The sequence below is a fragment of the Pseudoalteromonas sp. SR45-6 genome (genome assembly GCF_014163545.1).
Lineage (GTDB): Bacteria > Pseudomonadota > Gammaproteobacteria > Enterobacterales > Alteromonadaceae > Pseudoalteromonas > Pseudoalteromonas rhizosphaerae.
Genome location: NZ_JACJDM010000064.1, coordinates 1 through 23,298 on the forward strand (window position 1 = coordinate 1; position 23,298 = coordinate 23,298).

Sequence of the window (23,298 nt, forward strand, 5' to 3'; positions counted from 1 at the left end):
CAATTTACCGTGGGTGAATAATATCTATTAGATCACAGCGGACAGGTAGATTCAAGGTTAGAAAACAATCAAGCCGAATATGTAAAATCAGTTCCTAGAAAGAGTAATTCTACAGCCTCAACGCCGCCTTAAGCGGTGAGTAATTGTTGGCTATAATGTGAAGCGAAGCGGAACCGAGCCAACTGTTACGAATCCGACTTTAAGGCTTTGTTATAACTCCATGAATTGAGGTTCACCATCATTCAGGTGCTCTTCTAGTACAGCATCAACCAAGTCAGATGCCAATAAATTTGCTTCACCGGCAGCTTTGTATATTTCAGCCTGAAGCTCCTCATCATCCTTTATTGAGTCGTCTAGCCCACCAGAGTGCACAACTCTTGATCTGTAGTTATATAAACGATAAAAATCTTCAGCCCTTTTTCGACCTAACTTGCTTTTCACTAATTTTTTACATGCATTACTTATGGATAAATTCTTGCATCCCTCTATAGCTAAGCGAAGTGACTGCTTTTTGTTTTTGTCTATATTAGAGTCTTCAATCTCATTGACAAAGCTATCAATCATCTTTATTTCTTCTTCAGTTCGAGTTACTTTCGAGTCCGATAACATCTCCACCACAGTCATAGATAATATCAACCTGACTTTACTAGAGTACTCAAATTTGATGTTATTTAGTATTTCGATTACAGAAGATAACTCAAAAGAATAATCATAGTTTTCGTAGTATTTATTACATTGCTTTATGAAATTGTCACACTGGATCAGTTCAACTTCACATGACATATTTGGATCATAAAAATTGGTTGTTGTCTCATAAACCCTTCGAAATACGAGTTGTTTAAACATTAAGCCACTCCCAAGAAAGGGCTTCTCCATCTCTCTCAATATGACATTTTGAGGATAATCTTCGTGCCCATCATTTGAAACAGAGATTCCAACATATTCAGATAAAGCTGACATTTTTATTGCCTGCTCAACTCGAACCATATCAATCGCTGCCTCTCTATAGTTTTTATAGTTTGAGCCTAGAACCAAAAGACTATCCGTGTCACATATTCTAGCCTCTTCATCAGAGGCCATTAAATAAACATCTTTACTTTCAAGCAGTCTAATCTTTGTTTTATCGGTATTCACTTTATTGTGAGATAGCTTGAATGAAATTTTAAAGCTAAACATATATTTCCTGATTGTGCGGTGGAGAACTATTAAGGGGTTATAACGCTTTGCTAAGCGGCAATAAAATAGCTGGCTAAAATCAGCGAGGAACGAGCAAAAATCAACTGTTTTTTGTCCTTTGGAATGACTTGATACTCATTGAGCCTCCTCCCCAGCATCGCGATTATTCGCTACGCTGAAAAGGCAATCAACCTTACAGGAGAAAGCTCAATGAACTTTTACAATAACATGCATCCATATTATTGTGGAATCGATTTACACGCGCGATTACTTTATGTCTGTATCATTGATAATACAGGACTTGTCCTTGTTCACAAGAAAATTAAAGATGATCCTGAAGCGCTACTAAAACTACTTAAACCGTATATCGGTGACATTGTGGTTGGCGTAGAGTGCATGCACTGTTGGTATTGGGTCGCTGACTTTTGCAAAGAATACACTATCGACTTTATCCTTGGCCATGCTTTGTATATGAAAGCGATTCATGGCGGCAAAGCCAAAAACGATAAAATAGATTCACACAAAATTGCTAAACTCATCCGTGGTGGTAACTTCCCACTTGCTTATGTCTATGACAAAGATATGCGTGCTACGCGCGATTTATTGCGCCGAAGAACCAAAATTGTTCGTCATGGTGCTGATTTAAAAGCTCATGTTGCCAATACTGCCAGTCAGTACAATTTACCTGCTCACAACGTTAATTTAAAGAATGTTTGCGACAGAGAAAAAATGCGCTATTATTTTCCTGATCCCGTTGTGCAACGATCTATCAATTTAAATATGGCCATACTCGATTGCTATCACAAAGAGCTTAAGCCTTTAGAGCATTATATTGAACAAATGGCTAAACAGCACAACCCTGTTCACCTTAATATTTTGCAAACAATTAATGGTATAGGCCGCATTCTCGCACTCACTATTATTTACGAAATTGGTGACATCAATCGCTTTTCAAGCGTACAAAAGTTCGCTTCATACAGCCGGTTAGTCAAATGCAAAGCGGAATCTGCCGGCAAAACTTATGGCACACAAGGCAATAAAATTGGCAATGCACATCTAAAATGGGCGTTCTCGGAAGCTGCCGTACTACTGCTGCGTCACAACCACAACGCCAACAAATACCTTGAAAAACTACAAAAACGAATGAGCAAAGCCAAAGCACTGTCAGCACTTGCACATAAGCTGGGTCGCTGTGTTTATTATATGCTTAAAAAAGAGACGGTATTCGATGAAGCAAAATTTTTAAAGAGTTAGTCACGGTACTGAGTGAGCTGAACATCTAACTGGATATAAGGCTGAGCATCAATCAATTGGGTGAGTTAATAACCAACAAGGTTTAACCTGATTATATGCCTACAGACCTAAGCCACTTGCCTTGATTAGACGCTCAGTACGCGTGCATTAATACAATAAACAAAGTCGCTTACACCTGACTTGAGCCTGAAACTAACTGGATCATAATGATGAAACCAGCCGCCTTGAATAGTGCCATGATTAGGTTAACCGATGAATGTCTAGTGCCCCAGCAACCCCAAAAGGATATGGAAAAAACCTGGCTGCGATGAGATCGCAATAAGAGAGCCTCTATATGTGTTTGCCGTAAGCAACTTGCTTAACAGCCGCATCGACAGACGAAGTAAACGAATTTGTTTATTGGTTTAGAATTGACCGTCAATTTATAAAAACGGTCAAAAAGAACTCTATTGCCTATTGACAGAGTTAAGGCTCATATGTGTTAGCCATCCATTTGCGTCGGAGTTTTTAGGTTATCATGATGTAATAGACCATCACTTCGTCTAAATTTACCAAGTTCTTGCGCCCAAGCGTAAGCAACTACTAATAAATTTTCGGCTAACTCTCTCATGCACTCTGGTGTGAAAAAAGAATTCTCAGGACCAAGATCCGTATTTATAAACTCTAAAATATTGCCGTGACAAATATTATTGCGTAAACGTACTAATTCAACATCAACTCTATTGGGTTTTACACTATCAAGTTTTTCCATAAAGCCAGATTCACTTGGTAAAGCCAAAAAGCTAACTGGAATACCAAGTTCATGTGCTTGTTTAATTAAGTTATTACTTAATACTTTATATGGCGATAGCTCTGGCGGTGCTGTCCCCTCAGTACTTACTTGTGAAATAGTTACTCTTAAGCTGGCTTCAAAGCCATTTAATAACGAAGATATTCCAGGAACATAAAAACCAGATTTAATTGCATCTAAGCCTTGTACGAAGAACCAATGAAACTCAGCAGCGCACATCCATTCAAAAAAATGATTTCGTTCTTTTGACCAATCACCACACTTTTCAAAGTGTTCTGTTACATGTTGAAAATGTGCTTCATCTAGTTCGGCTGGCACTGAATTCTCCTTGGTTGGCTAACGCCTTTGTCAGTTGCGTTTTGGTTGGAGTGGATTTTTGTGCAAAGATGGCCGAAGGCCATGCACAAAAAGGAGCGAAGACCAAAACGTCAACTGGACAAAATTGTTATGTGCTTGACTCATGTTTATTCCATGTTAGTGACGGGCACACCTTTAACGCATATGTTTTTGCTTTTTCTATTGATGAATATACTCCACCTAGAAACACCTCAAGATCCGAATAAGCGCCTACATGAATGCCATAGAATTCACCAAATTGATCTTCTCTTATATAAGCTTCATCTTCGTGGTCACCGGAGCCAGGCTTAAAATTAGTTTTAATAATATGAACTTCCTGCTCTATGGACTTATCATAAAGCCACTTTCCACTAAGTATTAGTTCTTCTTTAATTTGGCTCAAATTTTAACTCTCTGGCACATAACAGCTTATTGAACACCACTTTGGGGGATTATAACACCCCAAAACGGCGTATATTACATAGCTCAATAATTCCACTAAATAACTCAATTGTAAACATGTAATTACGTGCTATATAAAATAACTCTTGTGTAATTACACCAAAACGACTTTTAATAATGTTATTGGACAAAACACCAGTAACTGTCTATATATACAGTACCCTTTTTATTGGAAATTGAATATTATTTATGAAATCTCTTTTTCTAAACATGATTCAAGAGCATATGTATAGCAAGCGTTATGCTAAGAGCACCATTGAGGCTTATCTTTTTTGGATAGCTGCCTATATTCGCTTTAATAATATGCAACATCCAAGTTGTATGGGGGATACGGAAGTCGAATTATATTTAAACCATTTAGTAAACACCCAAAATGTTGCTCAAGGCACACAAGCTCAGGCGTTGAATGCGCTTAGCTTTCTATATAAAGAAATAATTAAGGACCCTCTGTCGTTATCATTAAATTTTGTAAAAAGTGAGCGTCCGAGAAAATTACCCGTTGTGCTTACGCAAACTGAAGTAACCGCACTATTTAAACACTGTATTACAAAGCACTATTTAGCTTGTGCGCTACTTTATGACAGCGGTATGCGGCTAATGGAAGCACTACGTTTACGGGTACAAGATATTGACTTTGATTATAGCTGTGTTCGAATTTGGGATGGAAAAGGAGGCAAAAACCGTATTGTAACACTCGCGATAGAGCTAATTCCTCAATTGCGCGCACAAGTACAATTAGTAAATAGTTATTTACAGCTTGATCTTAAAAATCCTCTATACAGTGGCGTTTACATGCCCCACTTATTACGTAAAAAATACCCCAATCATAACAAGCAGCTGGGATGGCAATATTTATTTCCATCTTATAAGCTCAGTGTTGATCCTGAAAGTAAACAGTTGAGAAGGCATCATATAGATGAAAAGCAAGTACAGCGCGCGGTTAAAAAAGCAGCTAAGGATGCCAACATTAATAAACACGTTACCACACATACTTTACGCCATTCTTTCGCTACGCACTTACTCCAAAGTGGCGCTGATATTCGAACGGTTCAGGTACAATTAGGTCACACTGATGTGAGAACAACCCAAATTTACACGCATGTTTTGCAGCAAGGCGCCAATGGCGTAATTAGCCCATTTTCACGAATTGGGGCTAACATATGTTAGCCCCAACGGATGAATTTTATTTACAGTGTGTTATTCAGTAACAACAAACCATAAGCTGCGAGTTGCTCGTCATTGAGGTCGTGTTGCCAGCTAGGCGTTAACCCCTGACGTTTTATACCGCTGATGCTTTGCGGGTTAGCGGTTAAATTAAGTATAAACATACTTTTACTGCCGTTTAACTCGCGGGTTATTTCGACAAGGCCATTGTTGTGCTGTGTTAATTCATAACTGCCTTTAATACCCAGCTCTGGGCGCTGTTTTTTCTGCGAAATTAAGTGCTGGTACAAGCGCCATAATGAGTTTGGCTGCATTTGCTGTACTTTAACATTGCGATCACCTGCGCTAAGCTGCTCGGCTAAAAATTCAGGCCACCAGCTGGTAAAGTCTTTACCAAATAATTCACTTTGTTCAACCCAGCTCGTTTTAGCTTTGGTAAAACCGGCTTGATTGCTGTTGTCCCATTGCATTGGCGCGCGTTTATACACATCGTGACCTGTGCCACCTTGTGTTAGGCCAATTTCTTCACCGTAATAAATATACGGCGTACCAGGAGAGCTAAATAACATAGCGGCAGCAAGTTTTGCTTTATCGTCGTGTTCAGCTAGCTGATATGCTACACGCTCTTGGTCGTGGTTAGTTAAAAACGGTGCAAAAAAATCAAGCGGTGCAGTAGAATCGATACGCTGTTGTAAATTTTGTTTGAGCACATTGGCATCAACTGTATTCACTTGTTGATTAGACTGCATGGTGCCAAATTGCGCTTCGCCACTGGCATCTGGTTTTAACAAACCCAGTATTTTATAGCCCACTTCAAAATCAAAGCCCTGATCAAGCCCCTTCCCTGCACCATAATACTTAGCTGCCACAGGAATGTCGGCCCAGGCTTCACCTACTAAATACGCCTCAGGGTTTACACTTTTTACATACTGATTAAAGTGCTGCCAGTAAGCTATGGTTTCGTCTGTGTCGGCCTGCGCATTGCCGCCGCTTTCCATGGCAAAGCGCACAGCGTCTAACCTAAAGCCAGCAACCCCTTTATCAAGCCAAAACTTGGCCATTTTTTCCATTTCGGCAATAACATCTGGGTGGCGTAAATTTAAATCAGGTTGGCTTGCTCCAAACGCACCATAGTAATACTGCTGACGTGTTTCATTCCAATGCCATACTGCGTCGGGTTGGTCGTTATTACTCCATGCGTGGCCCCAACCGCTACCGGCTTTTGGCATATCGTCGCGCCAAATAAAGTAATCAGCATAAGGGGCTTCTTGTTTTGCTGAACGCTGAAACCATTCATGGTTACTTGATATATGGTTTATAACTAAATCAAGTATGACTTTCATGCCTTTATCATCAGCGGCTTTTATAAAGGCTTCAAACTCGGCCATGCTGCCGTAGTCGTTTTCTACTTGGTAAAATTCAGTAAAATCATAGCCATGATACGACGGTGCTTCAAACATGGGGGTTAACCACAGTGCATTTACGCCGAGCTTTTGTAAATACGGGAGCTTTTGGGTCATACCGTTAAAGTCGCCATGACCATCAGCATCGCTATCGTAAAAGCTGCGTGGCCAAATTTGGTAAAAAATGGCGCTTTCCCACCACGGGCTTGCTTGTTGTTTAGTATTTAATTGCGATGTTTCGGTGTTATTCGTGTTGTTATTTAATGATGGTGCGCTTTGGCAGCCTGTTAGCATGATTGCTAATGCTAATGCGCTCAAGGTAAATGTTTTCATTTCAGCCTCGTTATTATTGTAATAAATAACATAGCCGTATTTTACTACGGCTATGTTAATTAACCTGAACTGCGGATAGTTTGTGGTTATTTTAGTGCTTTAGTTACCACCGGATAATGATCCCATACTTGTTTGTCGCTTAGTGAGCGCACTAGCTTCACGTATTCAGCATGCGTCCACGCCAGTGGTGTGGCCGAGTTTGTACCCTCGCCTAACGTGTATCCTGCTTTATTTACGCCTACGCCATCCCACACTTGTTCTGGTAGCATCATGCCTTCGTTAGCAAATTGCTCTAGCCCTTTTACATAGCTATTTTTAATAGCCTGCTGTTTTGTTGCATCTAAGGTATTATTAGCATTTGCGGCGGCAATTTCATAATGGCCCCGTTCACCGGTAAAAAATGGCCAAACTCGCCCACGTTGCCCTGGGCTATTTTTTCCACCTTGCGCATAGTTAGCGCCAGTTACTTCATCTTCACCGTACCCGTCGTTACCATAGCGGCGGTATCCTGCAAATGTGCCGCTGCCATCAGTAAACTCAAAGCTGTATTTAACTTGTAGGTTATCTGTTAGGGTTTCGTCATCATATTCTGGGAGTGTTTTTACTATGCTAGGCGCTAGCGCATCACGTACACCATAGCGAACGAGCTCTAAAAACCCACCATCGAGAATTTGCTTTTTATTAAACCCGTCACGGCCATTATTAGCGTTAATTTTGGTATTTGAATTGGCGTCTTTGTCTTGGCCAATACGTATAAAATATTCGCCGTCTGATGCGTTTGATTCTAAATTACCTGCGGTGGTAAACATCATGCTTTCTATATCGGCGTTGTAAATTTTTGCTGTTGCAAGGTAGCGTTTAGCATTCACCTCATCTCCTGCCATTTTTGCAATATCAGCAGCGGTAATTAAACCGGCAACAACAGCAGCGGTGGTTGATGGTGAATACCCTGCTTGCTCTTCCCAACGCTCTTGTTGAGTCGCAGGTGGGGTTATTTGCATGTCGTTCCATAGGATTTTAGCGCGCCCACCGCCTACCAAAAAGTCAGCGGCCGGTTTTAACATGCGTGTATACCAATCAGTTAGCTCAGCATCACTTAATACATCAGCTTGATGAAGCTTCCACGCTAGCATGATAGGCATAGCGGTTTGGTCTAGCTGTACGCCTACCCATTCAAGTTCGCCATCTACGTGTGTTTTTTGTAAAAACCACCCTGTGTCGCCGTTGTTGCCCGGGGTTTTGCTGTTTACTTGTACTTTTTCAAGGTATTCAAATGCTGTTTTGGCTGTTGCGGTATCGCCTAGTGCCATAAATGCCATGGAAACTTGATAAAAGTCGCGCACCCATACCGCTTTGTAACCGGTAGAGCCGGTTTTCGCCGATACGGTTTCGCCCCATGGGTTAGATAAAGACGCAATAAGCGCCCCTGCATGGGTCTTGTCTTCTTGGGCTTTTAACACCATAGCACTGGTATAAAGTAATTTGCCGTTATCAGCGGTTTGCTCGCTCATGCTAGTCAGTGGTGCAAGGCTTTGCAGGTAGTCTTGCCAACCAAGGGCTTCGCCTTTACCGTTGTAATTATCAAGCACAGCTTGGTAACCTTTGGCTAGCGTAGCTTGGCCTTCTTTAAAACTTGCTTGCTGGTTGTTGCCAAAGCTTAGGCTTAAATCGAATTGACTGTTTTTACCAATTTCACCTAGCTCTGCTAATAAACTAACATTCCCCGATTGTTCACCGGTAGTTTTATAAACGCGGGTAAGCTGCTGAGTTGTTTTAAGCTGGCTTAAACCATCACTCACGCCCGTAAAACCGACACTTGTTTGTTTAAATGGCTTTGCACCTTGCAATGACAAGTAATTTTCGCCCTGCCACGCTACCAACCCTTGCTCGGTGGTTTTTGCAAAGTCATCTAAGCCGTTGTTGTTTATATACGGGTTAACTGTTACAAATGCTTTTACACCGTCAAGCTGGGTATTAAAAATACTGCGTACAAATAAGCTTTGACCGTCTGGATCGGTAAATATATGTTTTTCGAGGCTAAAGCGACCTTGCTTATCTTTGCTTACTACTTTGTATGCTAATGATAACGGGCGGCCTTTATCGTCTTTGTATAAGTAATCAATGGTAACGTCTAAATCGTCAGCTTCGGTGACTGTAAAATCTTTCCCGACTACAACAAATTGCATGTCTTTAATTTGCGCTTGATGAATAAGCCCAAACATAGTTTCGGTGATCATCCCTTTAGCAATCGAAAACCATACTTTTGACACTTTAGCTGTTGGCGCGTCGTCACTGTAATGGCCATTTTGATATTGCTCAAAAGACGTGCCTATCCCAGTTTTGCCTGCGTATGCCCAAAATGGGGCTTCGCCTGGTGCGCCTGGGGCACTCACTGATGTTTGCGCTACTGCACTAGTTTGCGTATTTTGCACGCCACAACCGACAAGGCCTGCGGCCAATATTGTCGCGGTAATTAGGTTATATTTTTTCATTTTAGCCCCTTAAATTAAGACTGTTTAACACGCAGTACGGCAACCGCTGCAAGTACAAAAGACACAGCACCTAGCATCAATGCGTAAATAGGTTGATTTTGGAAAAAGTGACGAAGTATCAGGCCAAGGACACTGGCGGCTAATAATTGTGGGATCACAATAAAAAAGTTAAATATTCCCATATACACACCCATTTTATGACTCGGTACTGAGGTACTTAACATGGCGTAAGGCAACGACAAAATAGACGCCCACGCAAAACCAATACCTATCATTGGCCAAATAAGTAAGCTCGGTTCTTGTATAAACATAAAGCTCGCCAAACCTAACGCACCTAAAATAAGGTTAAGTGCATGCGCTAGTTTTAAACCAACACGCTTAACGATGATCGGGATACATAAAGCCGCCAATGCAGCAAAACCGTTGTAAGCCGCAAATAAAATACCCACCCAGTCTGCACCATTGTTATACGCCGCTGAACTTGTGTCGCTGCTACCATAATGAAAACTGGTTACCGCTGAGGTGGTGTAAATCCACATGGCAAATAATGCAAACCAGCTAAAAAACTGCACCCAAGCAAGTTGTTTCATCGCCTCTGGCATGGTGAATACATCGTTAACGACTTGGTAAAAGCCACCGCTGGTGTGGTTTTTTGCCTGTAGTGCGGCTGCAATAAATTGAATAACGCCAAAACTCACTAAGCCAGCTGCTAATAGGTACAGCTCTTTTTCTAGGTTTAATCCCATGACTAAACCAAGTACGGCAAGCCCTAAAACAGTAAATACACTGCCGCCTTTACTAAAGTTAATTTGTGCACAAACCGTCTGTTCAACTTGAGCTTGCTCTTGTTGATTAAATGCGGCCAATTCTTCAGGTGAATATTCTTTGGTGGTTATAATTGTCCAGCCTACTGCGACCAGCAATACAACTGCACCAAAGTAAAATGAGTACTTTACTGAATCAGGAATTTGCCCTGCTGCGGCAGTGTTGGCAATATCAAACCAGTTCGTCATCATCCAAGGGAGTGCAGAAGCAACCACGGCGCCTACGCCTATAAAAAAGCTTTGCATTGCATAGCCAGTAGCACGCTGTTTGTTTGGTAGATTATCGCCTACAAGGGCGCGAAATGGTTCCATGGTGACGTTAATCGATGCATCCATGATCCATAACATGCCCGCTGCAATCCAAAGTGTTGGTGAGTTTGGCATAATAAATAACGATAATGTGGTTAAAATAGCGCCGTATAAAAAAAACGGACGACGGCGGCCTAATTTGCCCCAGGTTTTATCGCTCCAGTAACCAATAATTGGCTGTACAATTAACCCTGTGAGTGGTGCTGCTACCCACAAAATAGGAATGTCATCTACATTAGCCCCAAGGGTTTGAAATATTCGGCTTACATTACCGTTTTGCAGTGCAAAGCCAAATTGAATGCCTAAAAAGCCAAAGCACATGTTCCATATTTGCCAAAAACTTAAATCTGGTTTGTTATTTTTCATTATGAGCTCCAGTGGTTAATACTGCACTGCTAAGCGCATTTAAAGTTAAACTAATGTGTGCCTGCTCAGCTGTAATAGTTAGCTCGGCGTTTTGATTCGCCTCTAGCAAATCAAGCAATTGTAATTTTTCGCTGGTATTTTGCGTCAGTGTGTTAAGTGGAATATCAATACTGATCTGACTGACTTGCTCAGCAAAATTACTCACCACCCAAATTTGTTGATTACCGATACTGCGGCTAAACGCAGCAACTTTTTCGCTGCCAGTAACCATCAGTGGTTGCATGTCACCAGCTACAACTGCTGGATGTTTACTCAACGCCATAACGGCTTTGTAATATTCACGTAATTGACCTTGTGCCGGTGTTAATAAAGCACCATCAAACTTGCCGTTGTTCATCCACGCTTGATGCGCTGGCACGCCAATGTAGTCAAAAATACTGGTGCGAGTTGGTTTGCCAAAGCCGGCATCTTCAGAGCCATCTTCACCCACATCTTGAGCAAAATATAATAGTGTTGGCGCACGGCTAATAAGGTTTGATACTACTAATGCGGGTTTGCCCTTTTCACTACTACCTGCAAAGTCAGGGCTGGCGATACGTTGTTCGTCATGGTTTTCTAAAAAGTGCAGCATATGCTGCTCTATGTCAGCCACTTTTTGCTGAGCATTAAAAATAGTGTCTGCCGGTTGCGTGCCTTGCATAACAGCTTTTAAGGTGTCGTAAAAGCCGACTTTATCGTACAAGTAATCCATTTTTCCTTGCTGGATATACGGGCGATATAGTGCGGGATTGTATACTTCGGCTAGTAAAAATGCCTCTGGGTTGTGCATCTTGATTGATGAGTTTAGAAAGCTCCAAAACTCTACTGGTACCATTTCGGCCATATCATAGCGAAAGCCATCTACGCCTTTATCGAGCCAATATAGCGCGATATCACGAAACTTATACCAGCTGTTTGGCAACTCTTTATCCTGCCAAAACTCAAAGTGCGCGCGTAAATCTTTAGTAGCATACTCATCGGGCAGAGTTGGAAAGTCATAACTACCGTCAGGTTTTACGCCATAATTTACTTTAACTGTTTCGTACCAGTCGTTTATATCAGGCTTAGCAGCACGGGCACCATTACCAGTCCATTTTGCAGGCGTTTCAGCAAATAAGTTATCAGCAAGTGGGTGGGCATTACCGCCTAGCACTTGGTAGTTTTCACTGGTTGGTACTTGAAATGACTGCCCAGTAACGTAATAAAAGTTATTATCGCGGGCATACTCTACGCTGGTGTCATCTTGCTCACCAAAATCTTTAACTCCAGCGGGTTTAGCGGTTGATTGATAATGACGCGCCACATGATTTGGCACAATATCAATGACCACTTTCATACCGTGTCGATGGGTGCGCTCAATTAATGCAGCAAACTCTTCGAGGCGGCGCTCTGGATTAATGGCTAAATCTGGGTTTACATCGTAATAATCTTTAATTGCATACGGCGAGCCGGCACGGCCTTTCACTACATCCGGGTCATCTTGGCTAATTCCATATTGGCTGTAATCGCCGACCAAAGCATGGTGTAACACGCCGGTATACCAAATATGGGTGGTACCAAGTTCTTTAATGCCACTTAAAGCAGTATCATTAAAGTCACTAAATGTGCCTACGCCATTTTGCTCTTTGGTTCCCCACGGAATATTGGCTGTTTGCGTATTACCAAATAAGCGCGTGAATACCTGATACACAACCGGCTTTGAATGCTCGTTAACTTGTTCAGCTACCTTTTTGTCAGTACTGGGGGTTGTGGGCTCATCTGAGCAGCTCGACAATAACAAGCTACTAGCTAATACCCATGAGCCATATTTGAATGTACTAATTGTGGTTTTATTTGTTGTCATAATGTTCTTACTTAGATCTGACGTTTTAATGGGTTGTCATTTAAACGTCATTTTTATTATAAATTTAATACTAAAGTGAACTGCCACTGACTGACAGCGGCTGCATACGTATTCACACAGGCTTTATTCAATTATTAATACCGTTGCACTCATAGGCGCTAAGGTCACTGTATCTGTTATATTTATTTGCTGTTCAGTAAAAAGACTCACAGCCTTTTTGTATTGCCCAATAACCTCTTGCAGATACGCTAATGACCAGTTTTTTGCTGCGGTATTTTTATTTAAAAACACCAACAAAGTTTGCTGTTCACTTATCCGCGCGTAACTGTATATACCTGATTTAGGACTAAAATGAACCAGTTTACCTTGCGCTATTGCTGGGCTTTGCTTTCTAAAATTAAGTAAGGTGGTGATGGTTTGCTGCATATCACGCTGCTCATCTGATAACCCTTGTCCTGTAAAAGCATTACTTGGCTGACCTTTAAAACCACCGGGGAAATCAATACGGATATCACCGTGATCATTACTGCCCGTATTATCAAGCAATACTTCGGTGCCATAATACATTTGTGCAATACCACGAGTGGTAAGCAACATAGTCATCGCCATTTTCGTTTTAGCAAGATCTTGCTTAAGCTGAGTGTAAACTCGGCTCATATCGTGGTTATCGGCAAACACGAGCAAGTTGTCTGGATTTGGGTATAAAAAGTCATTGGCGATTGATTGATACACTTTTACCCAGCCAGTGTTCCAACTCTCCTCTTCATTAAGTGCTTGAATAAGTGACTCTTGTAATGAAAAATCCATCACGCTTGGTAAGCTTGAGGTATAGCCGTCGTTATTTACCTTTCCTGCTTGCCAATATGAAGCAATCGCAGGATTGGTGGTCCACTCTTCGCCAACAATATTAAAAGCGGGATACTCAGTCATTATGGCTTTAGTCCAGTCAGCTAAAAAGGCTTTGTCTGAATATGAATAGGTATCAACGCGAATACCGCTTAAGTCGGCGTATTCAATCCACCAAATAGCATTTTGGATAAGGTAGTTTGCTAATAACGGTTGCCGCTGGTTTAGATCCGGCATTGTGGCTACAAACCAGCCATCGCTAAACTGGCGTTTATCAAACTCACTTGCATGTGGGTCTTGAATGGTTTGACGAGCATGGCTGGTAGCATGTTTACCGTTTGCAAACTCGCCATTAAAATTGATCCAATCTGATGTGGGTTTATCTGTCATCCATTCATGCTCAGAGCCAAAGTGATTAAGCACTAGGTCCATCACTATACCAATACCGTGTTGTTTCGCTTTGGCTGATAACTCGCGATATAACTCATTTGAGCCCATGCGTGGGTCGATAGTGTAAAAATCGGTAATTGCATAACCGTGATAAGAGTAGCTGGGCATATCATTTTCAAGCGGTGGTGTTAACCAAAGCTGGCTTACGCCCAGTTTTTGCAAATACGGCAGTGCGTTAATTACACCTTGAATGTCGCCACCGTGACGCCCACCTCGCTCAATTGGATTTGCACCCTCAAGCACTCCTTTTACTGTGTCGTTGCTGCTATCGCCATTAGCAAAGCGATCCGGATTAATTAAGTAAATGGTATCACTGCTATCAAAACCGTTACGTTTACTGCTATTAGCTTTACGTGCATGCAATTGATACTCAAAACGCTCCCCTGATTTACTGCTAAACACTAAAACACCTGGCTTTGCTATTGGATTTATTTCAATATTTAAAAAAGCGTAATTTGGGTTATCTGTTTTAGTTACACTTTTTAAACTCACCCCTGAGTAAGATGCTAATTGCCATTGTTGCTTAGCAATACCTTGATCATGCAGCATAATTTGCAAGGTATTATTTTGCATACCAACCCACCAGTTTTGTGGCTCAACGCGCATTTTTGCGTGCAGCTGAAAACTCAGCATTACTGTTACTAACAGTAATGCGCTTTTTGATAGTCTCATATTAATATCCTGATTATTTTTGCTGCGGGATGATGGGCGTAAGCGCTCTAAAATGGCTTGCACACTGATGGTTAAAATTATAAAGCTCTTTAATTTGCTGTTGTTGCGTATAACTTGGCTTAGCAACGCTAGGAGGGAAGACGCCATAACCGCTCAATAAGGTATGCCACGACAGACTTGAATAGTAGTTTTCAATCCCTTGATGGGCAATTTCGCCGGTTAAATCATTACGCGATAGCCAGCACTGAAGAATATTTTTTAACGAGGCTGATAGCATTTCATTTTGACCATTTGCTTGCCAATACTCGGTATCTCGACGATTAGATGCGCGATAATGACACACAATATAATCGCGAATACCTTCTATACGGTTATTAATTTGCATATTGAACGGATCACGTTTTACTTCACTCGGTCGGTTATGCTCAAAACATGCGATAAACGATTCGATTGTTTGCTGCACTAAATGTAAAGCAGTTGCTTCAAGAGGTTCAATAAAGCCTTGCGATAAACCTACAGCTAAACAGTTTTTATACCAATGTTGCTTAACTCGTCCTACTTTCATTGTTAGCTTACGTGCAGGTACATCGCAATTGAGTAAGCCGAGTTTGGTTCTAAGTTCTGTTTCTGCTTCATCAGCACTGCAAAAGTCTTGGCTGTAAACATAACCATTGCCAATACGATTGGTAAGCGGAATAGCCCATTGCCATCCATATTTTAATGCGGTTGAAGTTGTTTGCGGGGCTTGTAATTGATTACTCATTGTCGGCAGTACAATAGCACTGTCGTTAAATAGATTTTCTTTAAAACTAAGCCAAGGTACGGCTAATGCTTGCTGAATAAGCAATCCTTTAAAACCACTACAATCGATAAAAAAATCAGCTGCAATACACTGCTGTCCATCACTGTTTTCATCAAGAACAAGCTGCTTGATGTTGCCTGCAGAATCAAGCTCAACCTGCGCTATGGTGCTTTTTAGGTGCTTAACACCTTTGCTTGTTGCTCTATTAGCTAAAAATAGCCCAAGCAGTCCCGAGTCAAAATGATAACCATAACTTTGCTGAAATGGAAAGTCCGCTTGAGTATGTGGCCCACGCCGTTGCTTAGCTAAGTAGGCTGCTAAAAAATAGCTGTCGGGATGTGCATCAATCGCTACACCTTGACGTTTTAACAAACAACTTTTTATAAATTGCTGCTGTGTATGTAAATCCGTCTGCCCATAAAATGAGTGAAAATACTGCTCATGACCTGGATGGGTAGACCAATTTTTAAATTCAATCCCCAGTTTGTAGGTTGCATTGCATTGAGGCATCCACTCACTTTCGCTAATATTTAATGTATCGAAGAATTGTTTTAACTGCGCAGTCGACCCTTCACCAACACCAATAGGCGCAATTGTTGGTGATTCAATTAAAGTGACATGGGTATCAGTGAGAGAATGATTTAATAAATTAGCAGCCATCCACCCTGCTGTACCGCCACCAACAATAATAATATTCATACTAAAGGTGACCTTTTGCTAACTCTGAGCCACTGCAAAATTGCTGTAAATATTGCTCATGTGTTGGTAAGTGAGTCACGTATTGTTGTTGGATTGTGGTTATATTTGATAAGAACTCATCCAGCTCAGAATCTGAAATTGCACGTGCGAGCGGATGATAACTTTGTGGTCTGATCCCTTGTCCAATTAAAACTTGTAGCCAAGCAACCTCTGAAAAAAGTTCATCTGCTTGTATTGATAGCGTACCTGTTCGTTTAAAGAGTGCAATACGTTGCTGTAATGAGTCAGGTAATGTCATAGCGCCACACCGTTGCCAAAATGGAGACTGCTTTTGATTAACAGCGTAATGCAAAATAATAAAATCACGAATTTTTTCAAATTCATTTTTGGCTTGTAAATTATAAGCATGCGCCGATAACTCACAATCAGGGTGCGCCGGAAATAACTTAATAAACCGAGCTATACTGGTTTGTATTAAATGTAAGCTGGTAGATTCCAAAGGTTCTAAAAAGCCACTAGATAAACCAATACTTAAACAGTTTTTAAACCACTGCTGTTCGCGTCTTCCTGGCGTGAACTTAATATGTTTTGGGGCCGTTATGGTCTCAGTTTCTAAACTATTAAATAACTGTTGTTCAGCTTGTTCAGCACTCATAAATTGGCTGCTATATACCAGCCCATTCCCCACTCTATTTTGCAGCGGAATTTGCCATTGCCACCCGGCATCTTTTGCAATCGAACGAGTAAATGGCGGCGTATTTTTCAGCGGTTTAGTTTGCACTGCAATTGCACGATCACAGAAAAGCCAATGCTGATAACTTTGGTATTTAACCCCCAACGCCTGTTCAATCAAGCGTGCACTGGAGCCGCTGCAATCAATAAAAAAATCACCTTTTATGGTTTGTTCATCACTGAGTTCAAGTGTTTTAATCAAGCCATTATCGTCTAATTTTACAGACTCCATCGTACCACTGAGATATTCTACACCTTGCGCAATTGCAAACTCTTGTAATAACTTTGCGTATTTGCCCGCATCAAAGTGATAAGCATAAGTAAGCCCAGCTAAAGGCGTTTTACCAATCTGTGGATTTGGGTGGAATTTATTATGGTTTGCCGCAATCGCATTAACACTGAAGTCCCATAAGGTTTGCGTTGTTTTGCTTTGGTTGCTTTTGAGCCAAAAGTGATGAAATGGGGTGATCCCAAGCCCTCTGCCAATATCACCAAATGCATGCTGGTAACTATCGCCTTGTTGGCCCCAATTTTCAAATTGAATACCAAGTTTATAAGTGCCTTGAGTGCGCTTTAAAAAAACGTGTTCATCAAGCCCCAAGACATTGTTGAAAGTCTGTATCGCAGGGATAGTTGCCTCCCCTACACCAACAGTTGGAATATCGGGTGATTCTATTAAAGTGATTGATAGCTGCTTAGAAAACACTTTTGCTAACATCGCAGCGGTCATCCAACCTGCACTGCCGCCGCCTAAGATAACAATTTTTTCTATCGCTTTCATTTATCACTCCTCACAAATAAAAAAGGGATCTCTATTGAGATCCCTAGTATCTTGTCTCAATCGCGTTTAATACAACTGAATCATACTGACTTGGGTATATTTAATTAAAATTTATAAGCAAAGCCTAATAAATAATTAGCCCCATAGCTTTGATAATCACGTACCGTTGCTTTATTGCCGTCATGATAAGTTACAAACGGCTCATCAGTTAAGTTTTGTGCTTGTAGCGATACAGTAAGACCTTGTAATGCTTCAATGCTAGACTCAGAGAAATCGTAACCAATTTGGGCATCCCAGATAGTCTCTTCTGCAACAACGACCGTTGTTCTTGCTAATGATAGACCATTTACTTCACCTAAGAAGTCAGAGCGGTAACGCATACTCACACGTGCTTGAAAACCGTAGTTTTCATAATAAAGTGTCCAGTTATAAACTTTATCTGATAGACCTGGAATTTCTTCTTTCTCACCATTGAGGTTATCAAGCGAAGAATCTAAAAAGGTAGCGCTAATAACTGTACCAAAGCCTTCAAGGCTATCGCTGAGTATATTACCTGGTAATGTCGCTGTTAACTCAAGGCCTGATACTTTTGCATCGCCTACGTTATCCCATGCGCTCACTAGACCTTGGTTAGTGATCGGCACTTCACCATTAGGTGTATCAACATCAGCAAAATCACCCACTATTTGCGTGTTGAACTGCCAATCTTCTATGTCTTTATGAAATAAAGCAGCTGCAAAATAACCTTCCGCACTAAAGTAATACTCATACGATAAGTCGATTTGATTAGCAATAACAGGACGCAAACTTGGGTTACCGCCACTTGCACTCCACGGTGAATTTTCTAGATTAGTCGGTGGTGTTGTAACGTTGTTTTTTGCCGCATCAAAGCTGTAGCTGTTACTTGCATTCATACGATCCATACGTGAACGCGACATTGTACGAGCTAAACCAAAGCGTAGCATTTGATCTTCAGTCAACGATAAGTTCAAGTTCAAGCTTGGTAAAAATTCAGTATACTTGTCGCCTGCTCTATTTGATTGTACACGGACAAGGCCTGTATCCGGATCTGAATCAACCGCATAACCGTCAGAGCTTTGATCTGTATTTACAATTTGCAAGCCCACGTTGCCGCGTGCAGGTAAACCAAACAATTCAGTATCTAAATCAGCTTTAACATAGGCAGTTAAAATATCCTCTTGTACAGTCCAAATATTTGCCCAACGGCCTGTATCAGTATCAGCTTGATTAAATGAATCGTACGCGCCGCTGTTGTATAGGGCTAACGAATCATATGCAATCATGTCACCCATACCAATAAAATCAAGTGATACTGAGCCTAGGTAATATTCATCTGGGATACGCACCATTTCAGGATACTGCTTGAGGCGCAGGTACTCACCGGTATCTTGTTTATCTTTTTCACGGCTGCTGTAGTTAACACCAAATTCAACTTGGCTTATCGGACTATTTTCAATAAACGTTTTTGCACTGAGCTTTAATGATGCTAATTCATCTTCAACATGTGGTCTATTTAAAAAGCCATCTTGACCATCGCCACCAACAGCACTACTCCCCCAAGTACGCGCTGCACCCAGTTGAAATAAATCGCGGTCTGAATAATCAAGTGTAGGGGTAAAAATGGCGCCAGCCATACCACTGTCAAGTCTGTATTGTAGGTTATCACCAAGGCCTTCGTTGTCACCACGTCCTGTCGCTGCATAGCTTTCAAGACCCCAGACATCACGTTCAACCTTTGAATAACTCACATCAGCAGCCACTTGCCAGCTGTCATTTATATCGTATTCAACGTTAAAACCAAGCGCGAGTAAATCAGCAGTCCTGAAGTTTACGTCATTACGAACTAAGGTTTTAATATTATTAACTTGGCCTTGAGTAACAACGCCACCATTGGTGGCTAACGTTTCATAATTTGTATCTGCACGACCTGAATTTAATGGCAGCTCTATGCCTCGTAATATTTGCTTATCTTCAAAATCAACATACATCGCATCGGCGGTAATATGCAGTTTATCTGATGGTGCAAATTCAAGCACACCTAAAAAGCTATCTCTTGTTAGCTCTGATGAACGTGCATAAGGCTTAGCGCCCTGTAAACGTAAATTGCCGTCAGCACCACTTGGATCATAACCCCATGCATTCCAGCGTTGTTCTTGATTTGGTGATTCCATGTGGGCATAAGCAAATGCAACACCAATGGTATCGTCAGCAAATTGATCTACATAACCAAACGAACCACGATAACCTTTATTATCCATTTCTGGATTAACTGCATCCATTTCGTTTTGTTCAAAACGCACATTTGCAGTAATTGATTGTTCACCGGCTGAGAGAGGACGCGTAGAGCGTAAATCAACGGTACCGCCAATCCCTTGAGTCGTTAAAGATGCGTCTGGCGTTTTGTATACAACAACTTCGCTGATCACTTCTGACGGGTATAAGTCGTATTCAACACCACGGTTATCACCAATCGATACTTGCTCACGACCATTAAATGTTGTGGTACTAAAGTCTTCGCCCATACCACGAATAGTAATTGAACTTGCACGGCCATCTAATCGTTGCGCGGCAAGACCAGGTAGACGCGCAATTGATTCTGCAATAGACGAATCTGGTAACTTACCAATATCTTCTGCTGAGATTGCCTCTACTACTGAGCTGCTGAAACGCTTAGTGTCAATAGCTTGAATTAAACTACGACGAAAACCTTTCACTTCAATGACTTCTAAATCTTCATTCGCAGTTGTTTGTTGCTCAGCTGCAAAACCTGACATGCTAGTTAAGCCTGCGGTTGCAAGTGCAATTGTTAATATACTTGGTTTGAACATAGACATGATGTGTTTCCCGTTACCCAATTTTATATTACTAACTTTTAGCGAGTTGCTTGTGATAGAAGCAAACCATTTGTTAGCTATTTTGTTGTCAGGATGAATATTAACGCCCGCCTTATTTTTTTAACAACTTTATGCATACGTATTCAGGCTAGTACAAAACCAACAAAGTTAACAAAAAATTCACACAAATAATGGCAACACCTTGTTTTTATAGGTATAAAGAGGGGATAATTGATCATTCTATTTTATAAAAGAAATATGTACTGCATCGAGCTCCTTCAGCGCGGCGATTTACAGTTTAATACCTTAATTATTAGTGCATTCACACTTTGCATTCGAGTCCCGATCGCCCCCCTCACAAAATGCCAATTGGTAAGACCATTAATGGCGCTGCACCATAACGCTACAGAACCCATATAATATGCACCAAGTTGGATTTGCTACTTTGTTAATGATACGAAAACGAGAATTGGTAAACATCTATTTGCCGCTCACATACCTTTGTTAATAGGTTTTTCAGAAGCTGTTTTCCTTATCAAAGCGATCTATTTAGCATGCATACGTATGCATCCTTTTTACAGTATCAAGCCCTTCACGTATGCTTTTTAAAAAATAACGTAGTTTGCTTTAATCGAACTGCTAACAAGATTACGAACACACCATTTCTAAACAGTAATAATTGCTAGGGTAAAATGGGGAGTGTTGTCACGATGGAGAAAAAAATGGCTCAACAGCAGTGGTATAAGGGTGCCGTGATTTATCAGGTTTATCCGCGCAGTTTTCAAGATACCAACGGTGACGGCATTGGTGATTTAAAAGGGATCATCAGCCGGATAGACTATATTAAAAGTCTGGGTGTTGATGCTATTTGGATCTCACCATTTTTTAAATCACCAATGAAAGACTTTGGCTATGATATCAGCGATTATCGTGACGTAGACCCTCTTTTTGGCGATCTTAATGACTTTGACGAGCTCATTGCACAAGCTCATCAACGCGATATTAAAATTATTATTGATCAAGTATTGAGCCACACATCAGACCAACATCAATGGTTTTTAGATAGCCGAGAAGACAAAACTAACGCCAGATCTGATTGGTATGTATGGGCTGATGCAAAACCAGATGGCACCCAGCCAAACAACTGGCTTTCAATTTTTGGTGGCCCTGCTTGGCAATGGGAGCCGCGTCGTGGCCAGTATTATTTACACAACTTTTTTACTGAACAACCGGATCTTAATTTTCATAATCCAGATGTACGTCAAGCAGTATTAGATAATGTTGAGTTTTGGCTTAAAAAAGGGGTAGATGGTTTTCGCCTAGATGCAATTAACTTTTGTTATCACGATGCACAGCTACGTGATAACCCAGCTAAACCGCCAGAAAAACGCCAAGGCCGTGGTTTTAGCGAAGATAATCCGTATGCTTTTCAGTATCACCATTATAATAATACCCAACCTGAAAATATTAGCTTTATGCAAGATATTCGTACCCTGTTAGACAAATATCCTGGTACCGTGTCTTTGGGTGAAATATCATCCGAGGATTCACTTGCTACTATGGCTGAATACACCGCCGGTGGCGATAAACTGCATATGGGTTACAGTTTTGAGCTACTAACCAATGATTATAGCAGTGAGTATATTCGTACAACGGTTAAGACATTGGAAGAACGAATGACAGAAGGCTGGCCTTGCTGGGCCTTTAGTAACCATGATGTAGAACGTGTTGCTAGTCGTTGGAGTAACAATGGTGAAGTAAACCCTGCGCAGTGTAAAATGCTTACCGCCCTACTCGCTTCATTGCGCGGTAGTGTATGTATGTACCAAGGTGAAGAGCTAGGTCTTGGTGAAGCAAGTGTGGCGTTTGAAGACTTACAAGACCCATATGGGATAACTTTTTGGCCAAACTTTAAAGGCCGAGATGGCTGTCGTACGCCTATGCCATGGCATAATGATGACGGTGAACAGGCCGGATTTTCTGCAACGAAACCTTGGTTACCTGTTGACGAAAACCACAAACACCAGACTGTAAGCAAACAAGATAGCGATAGTGATTCGATTCTAAATGCGTTCCGCCATTTTATGACATGGCGTAAGCAACAAGCTATCTTACTCGAAGGCGATATTGAATTTATTAATACCCCTGAGCCATTGTTAGCTTTTTACCGTCGTTTTGCAGGCCAAACTATGTTGTGCGTATTTAACCTAGCGCAAGAGCCTACAAGCCTCAACATTGAACACACTGATATTGTGCCACATACAGAACTGAATCATCACAATGGCAGCTTAGATAAACAAACCCTTACCCTACCCGGTTTTGGTTGTTTTTACGCAGCCGTTAGTTAATATTTTTTAGTAATATAAAAGGGATTTGCAAGATTGTAATTTCCTTTTCGAAAAAGAGTAATCGGTCATAATCTATATTGTGGCCGATTTTTTGATTCTTTATCAACTATAGTTCTTTAAATAATACCAATCTGCATAAAGATTAAGTCAATTTTATCCAGTCTCTAGAGCATATGCTTTTAACCGTATCTGGGACTGAAATGAATTTATTCCACGCTTGCGAAACCTGTTCGACTATTTCTTCATAACCACTAAACACACGATTAGATAAACAGTGTTGCCGTATCCAACTCCATACTTGCTCTATTGGATTTAACTCCGG

General features: G+C 41.1%; 14 protein-coding genes and 1 pseudogene. 3 read left to right on the plus strand and 12 right to left on the minus strand.

All coding sequences use genetic code 11. The features are described from left to right. Positions 1-210: 210 nt before the first annotated feature. Entirely contained in the window at positions 211-1,176 is a 966-nt protein-coding gene (locus tag H5158_RS19620; RefSeq protein ID WP_182740708.1) for a hypothetical protein, read from the minus strand. Positions 1,177-1,386: 210 nt separating this feature from the next. On the opposite strand from H5158_RS19620, the gene H5158_RS19625 reads away from it, so the two are divergent. Next, a complete protein-coding gene (locus tag H5158_RS19625) occupies positions 1,387-2,430 on the plus strand; it encodes an IS110 family transposase (RefSeq protein ID WP_182740709.1) in 1,044 nt (347 codons plus the stop codon). A 481-nt stretch (positions 2,431-2,911) separates the two neighbouring features. Here H5158_RS19625 and H5158_RS19630 read toward each other — a convergent pair whose 3' ends face one another. Beyond that, entirely contained in the window at positions 2,912-3,538 is a 627-nt protein-coding gene (locus tag H5158_RS19630; RefSeq protein WP_182740710.1) for a hypothetical protein, read from the minus strand. A 127-nt stretch (positions 3,539-3,665) separates the two neighbouring features. Next, entirely contained in the window at positions 3,666-3,959 is a 294-nt protein-coding gene (locus H5158_RS19635) for a hypothetical protein (RefSeq protein WP_182740711.1), read from the minus strand. Between the two features lie 248 nt (positions 3,960-4,207). On the opposite strand from H5158_RS19635, the gene H5158_RS19640 reads away from it, so the two are divergent. Continuing rightward, on the plus strand, positions 4,208-5,185 hold the full coding sequence (locus H5158_RS19640) for an integron integrase (protein WP_182740712.1): 978 nt from the start codon (positions 4,208-4,210) through the stop codon (positions 5,183-5,185). 20 nt (positions 5,186-5,205) lie between these two features. Here H5158_RS19640 and H5158_RS19645 read toward each other — a convergent pair whose 3' ends face one another. The 8 genes from H5158_RS19645 to H5158_RS19680 form a co-directional block, all read right to left on the minus strand. Next, positions 5,206-6,918 (minus strand): alpha-amylase family glycosyl hydrolase, encoded by a 1,713-nt coding sequence (locus tag H5158_RS19645; RefSeq protein ID WP_182740713.1) that lies wholly within the window; start codon positions 6,916-6,918, stop codon positions 5,206-5,208. A gap of 86 nt (positions 6,919-7,004) precedes the next feature. Then, positions 7,005-9,410, minus strand: a complete 2,406-nt coding sequence (locus H5158_RS19650) for a glycoside hydrolase family 15 protein (protein WP_182740714.1) — start codon at positions 9,408-9,410, stop codon at positions 7,005-7,007. 14 nt (positions 9,411-9,424) lie between these two features. Continuing rightward, positions 9,425-10,909: an MFS transporter gene (locus tag H5158_RS19655; RefSeq protein ID WP_182719538.1), complete on the minus strand. Its 1,485-nt coding sequence runs from the start codon at positions 10,907-10,909 to the stop codon at positions 9,425-9,427. Further along, positions 10,899-12,791: an alpha-amylase family protein gene (locus tag H5158_RS19660; protein ID WP_182740715.1), complete on the minus strand. Its 1,893-nt coding sequence runs from the start codon at positions 12,789-12,791 to the stop codon at positions 10,899-10,901. Before H5158_RS19660 ends, H5158_RS19655 begins: the two co-directional genes overlap by 11 nt. 123 nt (positions 12,792-12,914) lie before the next feature. After that, the gene (locus H5158_RS19665) at positions 12,915-14,720 is read right to left on the minus strand and encodes a glycoside hydrolase family 13 protein (RefSeq protein WP_259399465.1); all 1,806 of its coding nucleotides are present in this window, start codon (positions 14,718-14,720) and stop codon (positions 12,915-12,917) included. 52 nt (positions 14,721-14,772) lie between these two features. After that, on the minus strand, positions 14,773-16,260 hold the full coding sequence (locus tag H5158_RS19670) for a tryptophan halogenase family protein (protein ID WP_182740717.1): 1,488 nt from the start codon (positions 16,258-16,260) through the stop codon (positions 14,773-14,775). Position 16,261: 1 nt separating this feature from the next. Then, a complete protein-coding gene (locus H5158_RS19675) occupies positions 16,262-17,773 on the minus strand; it encodes a tryptophan halogenase family protein (RefSeq protein ID WP_182740718.1) in 1,512 nt (503 codons plus the stop codon). Positions 17,774-17,877: 104 nt separating this feature from the next. Continuing rightward, the gene (locus H5158_RS19680) at positions 17,878-20,628 is read right to left on the minus strand and encodes a TonB-dependent receptor (protein ID WP_182740719.1); all 2,751 of its coding nucleotides are present in this window, start codon (positions 20,626-20,628) and stop codon (positions 17,878-17,880) included. Positions 20,629-21,350: 722 nt separating this feature from the next. Here H5158_RS19680 and H5158_RS19685 point away from each other — a divergent pair. Then, a complete protein-coding gene (locus tag H5158_RS19685) occupies positions 21,351-22,976 on the plus strand; it encodes an alpha-glucosidase family protein (RefSeq protein WP_182740720.1) in 1,626 nt (541 codons plus the stop codon). Positions 22,977-23,118: 142 nt separating this feature from the next. Here H5158_RS19685 and H5158_RS19690 read toward each other — a convergent pair. Then, a pseudogene (locus H5158_RS19690) lies at positions 23,119-23,298 on the minus strand (IS630 family transposase); the annotation flags it as partial.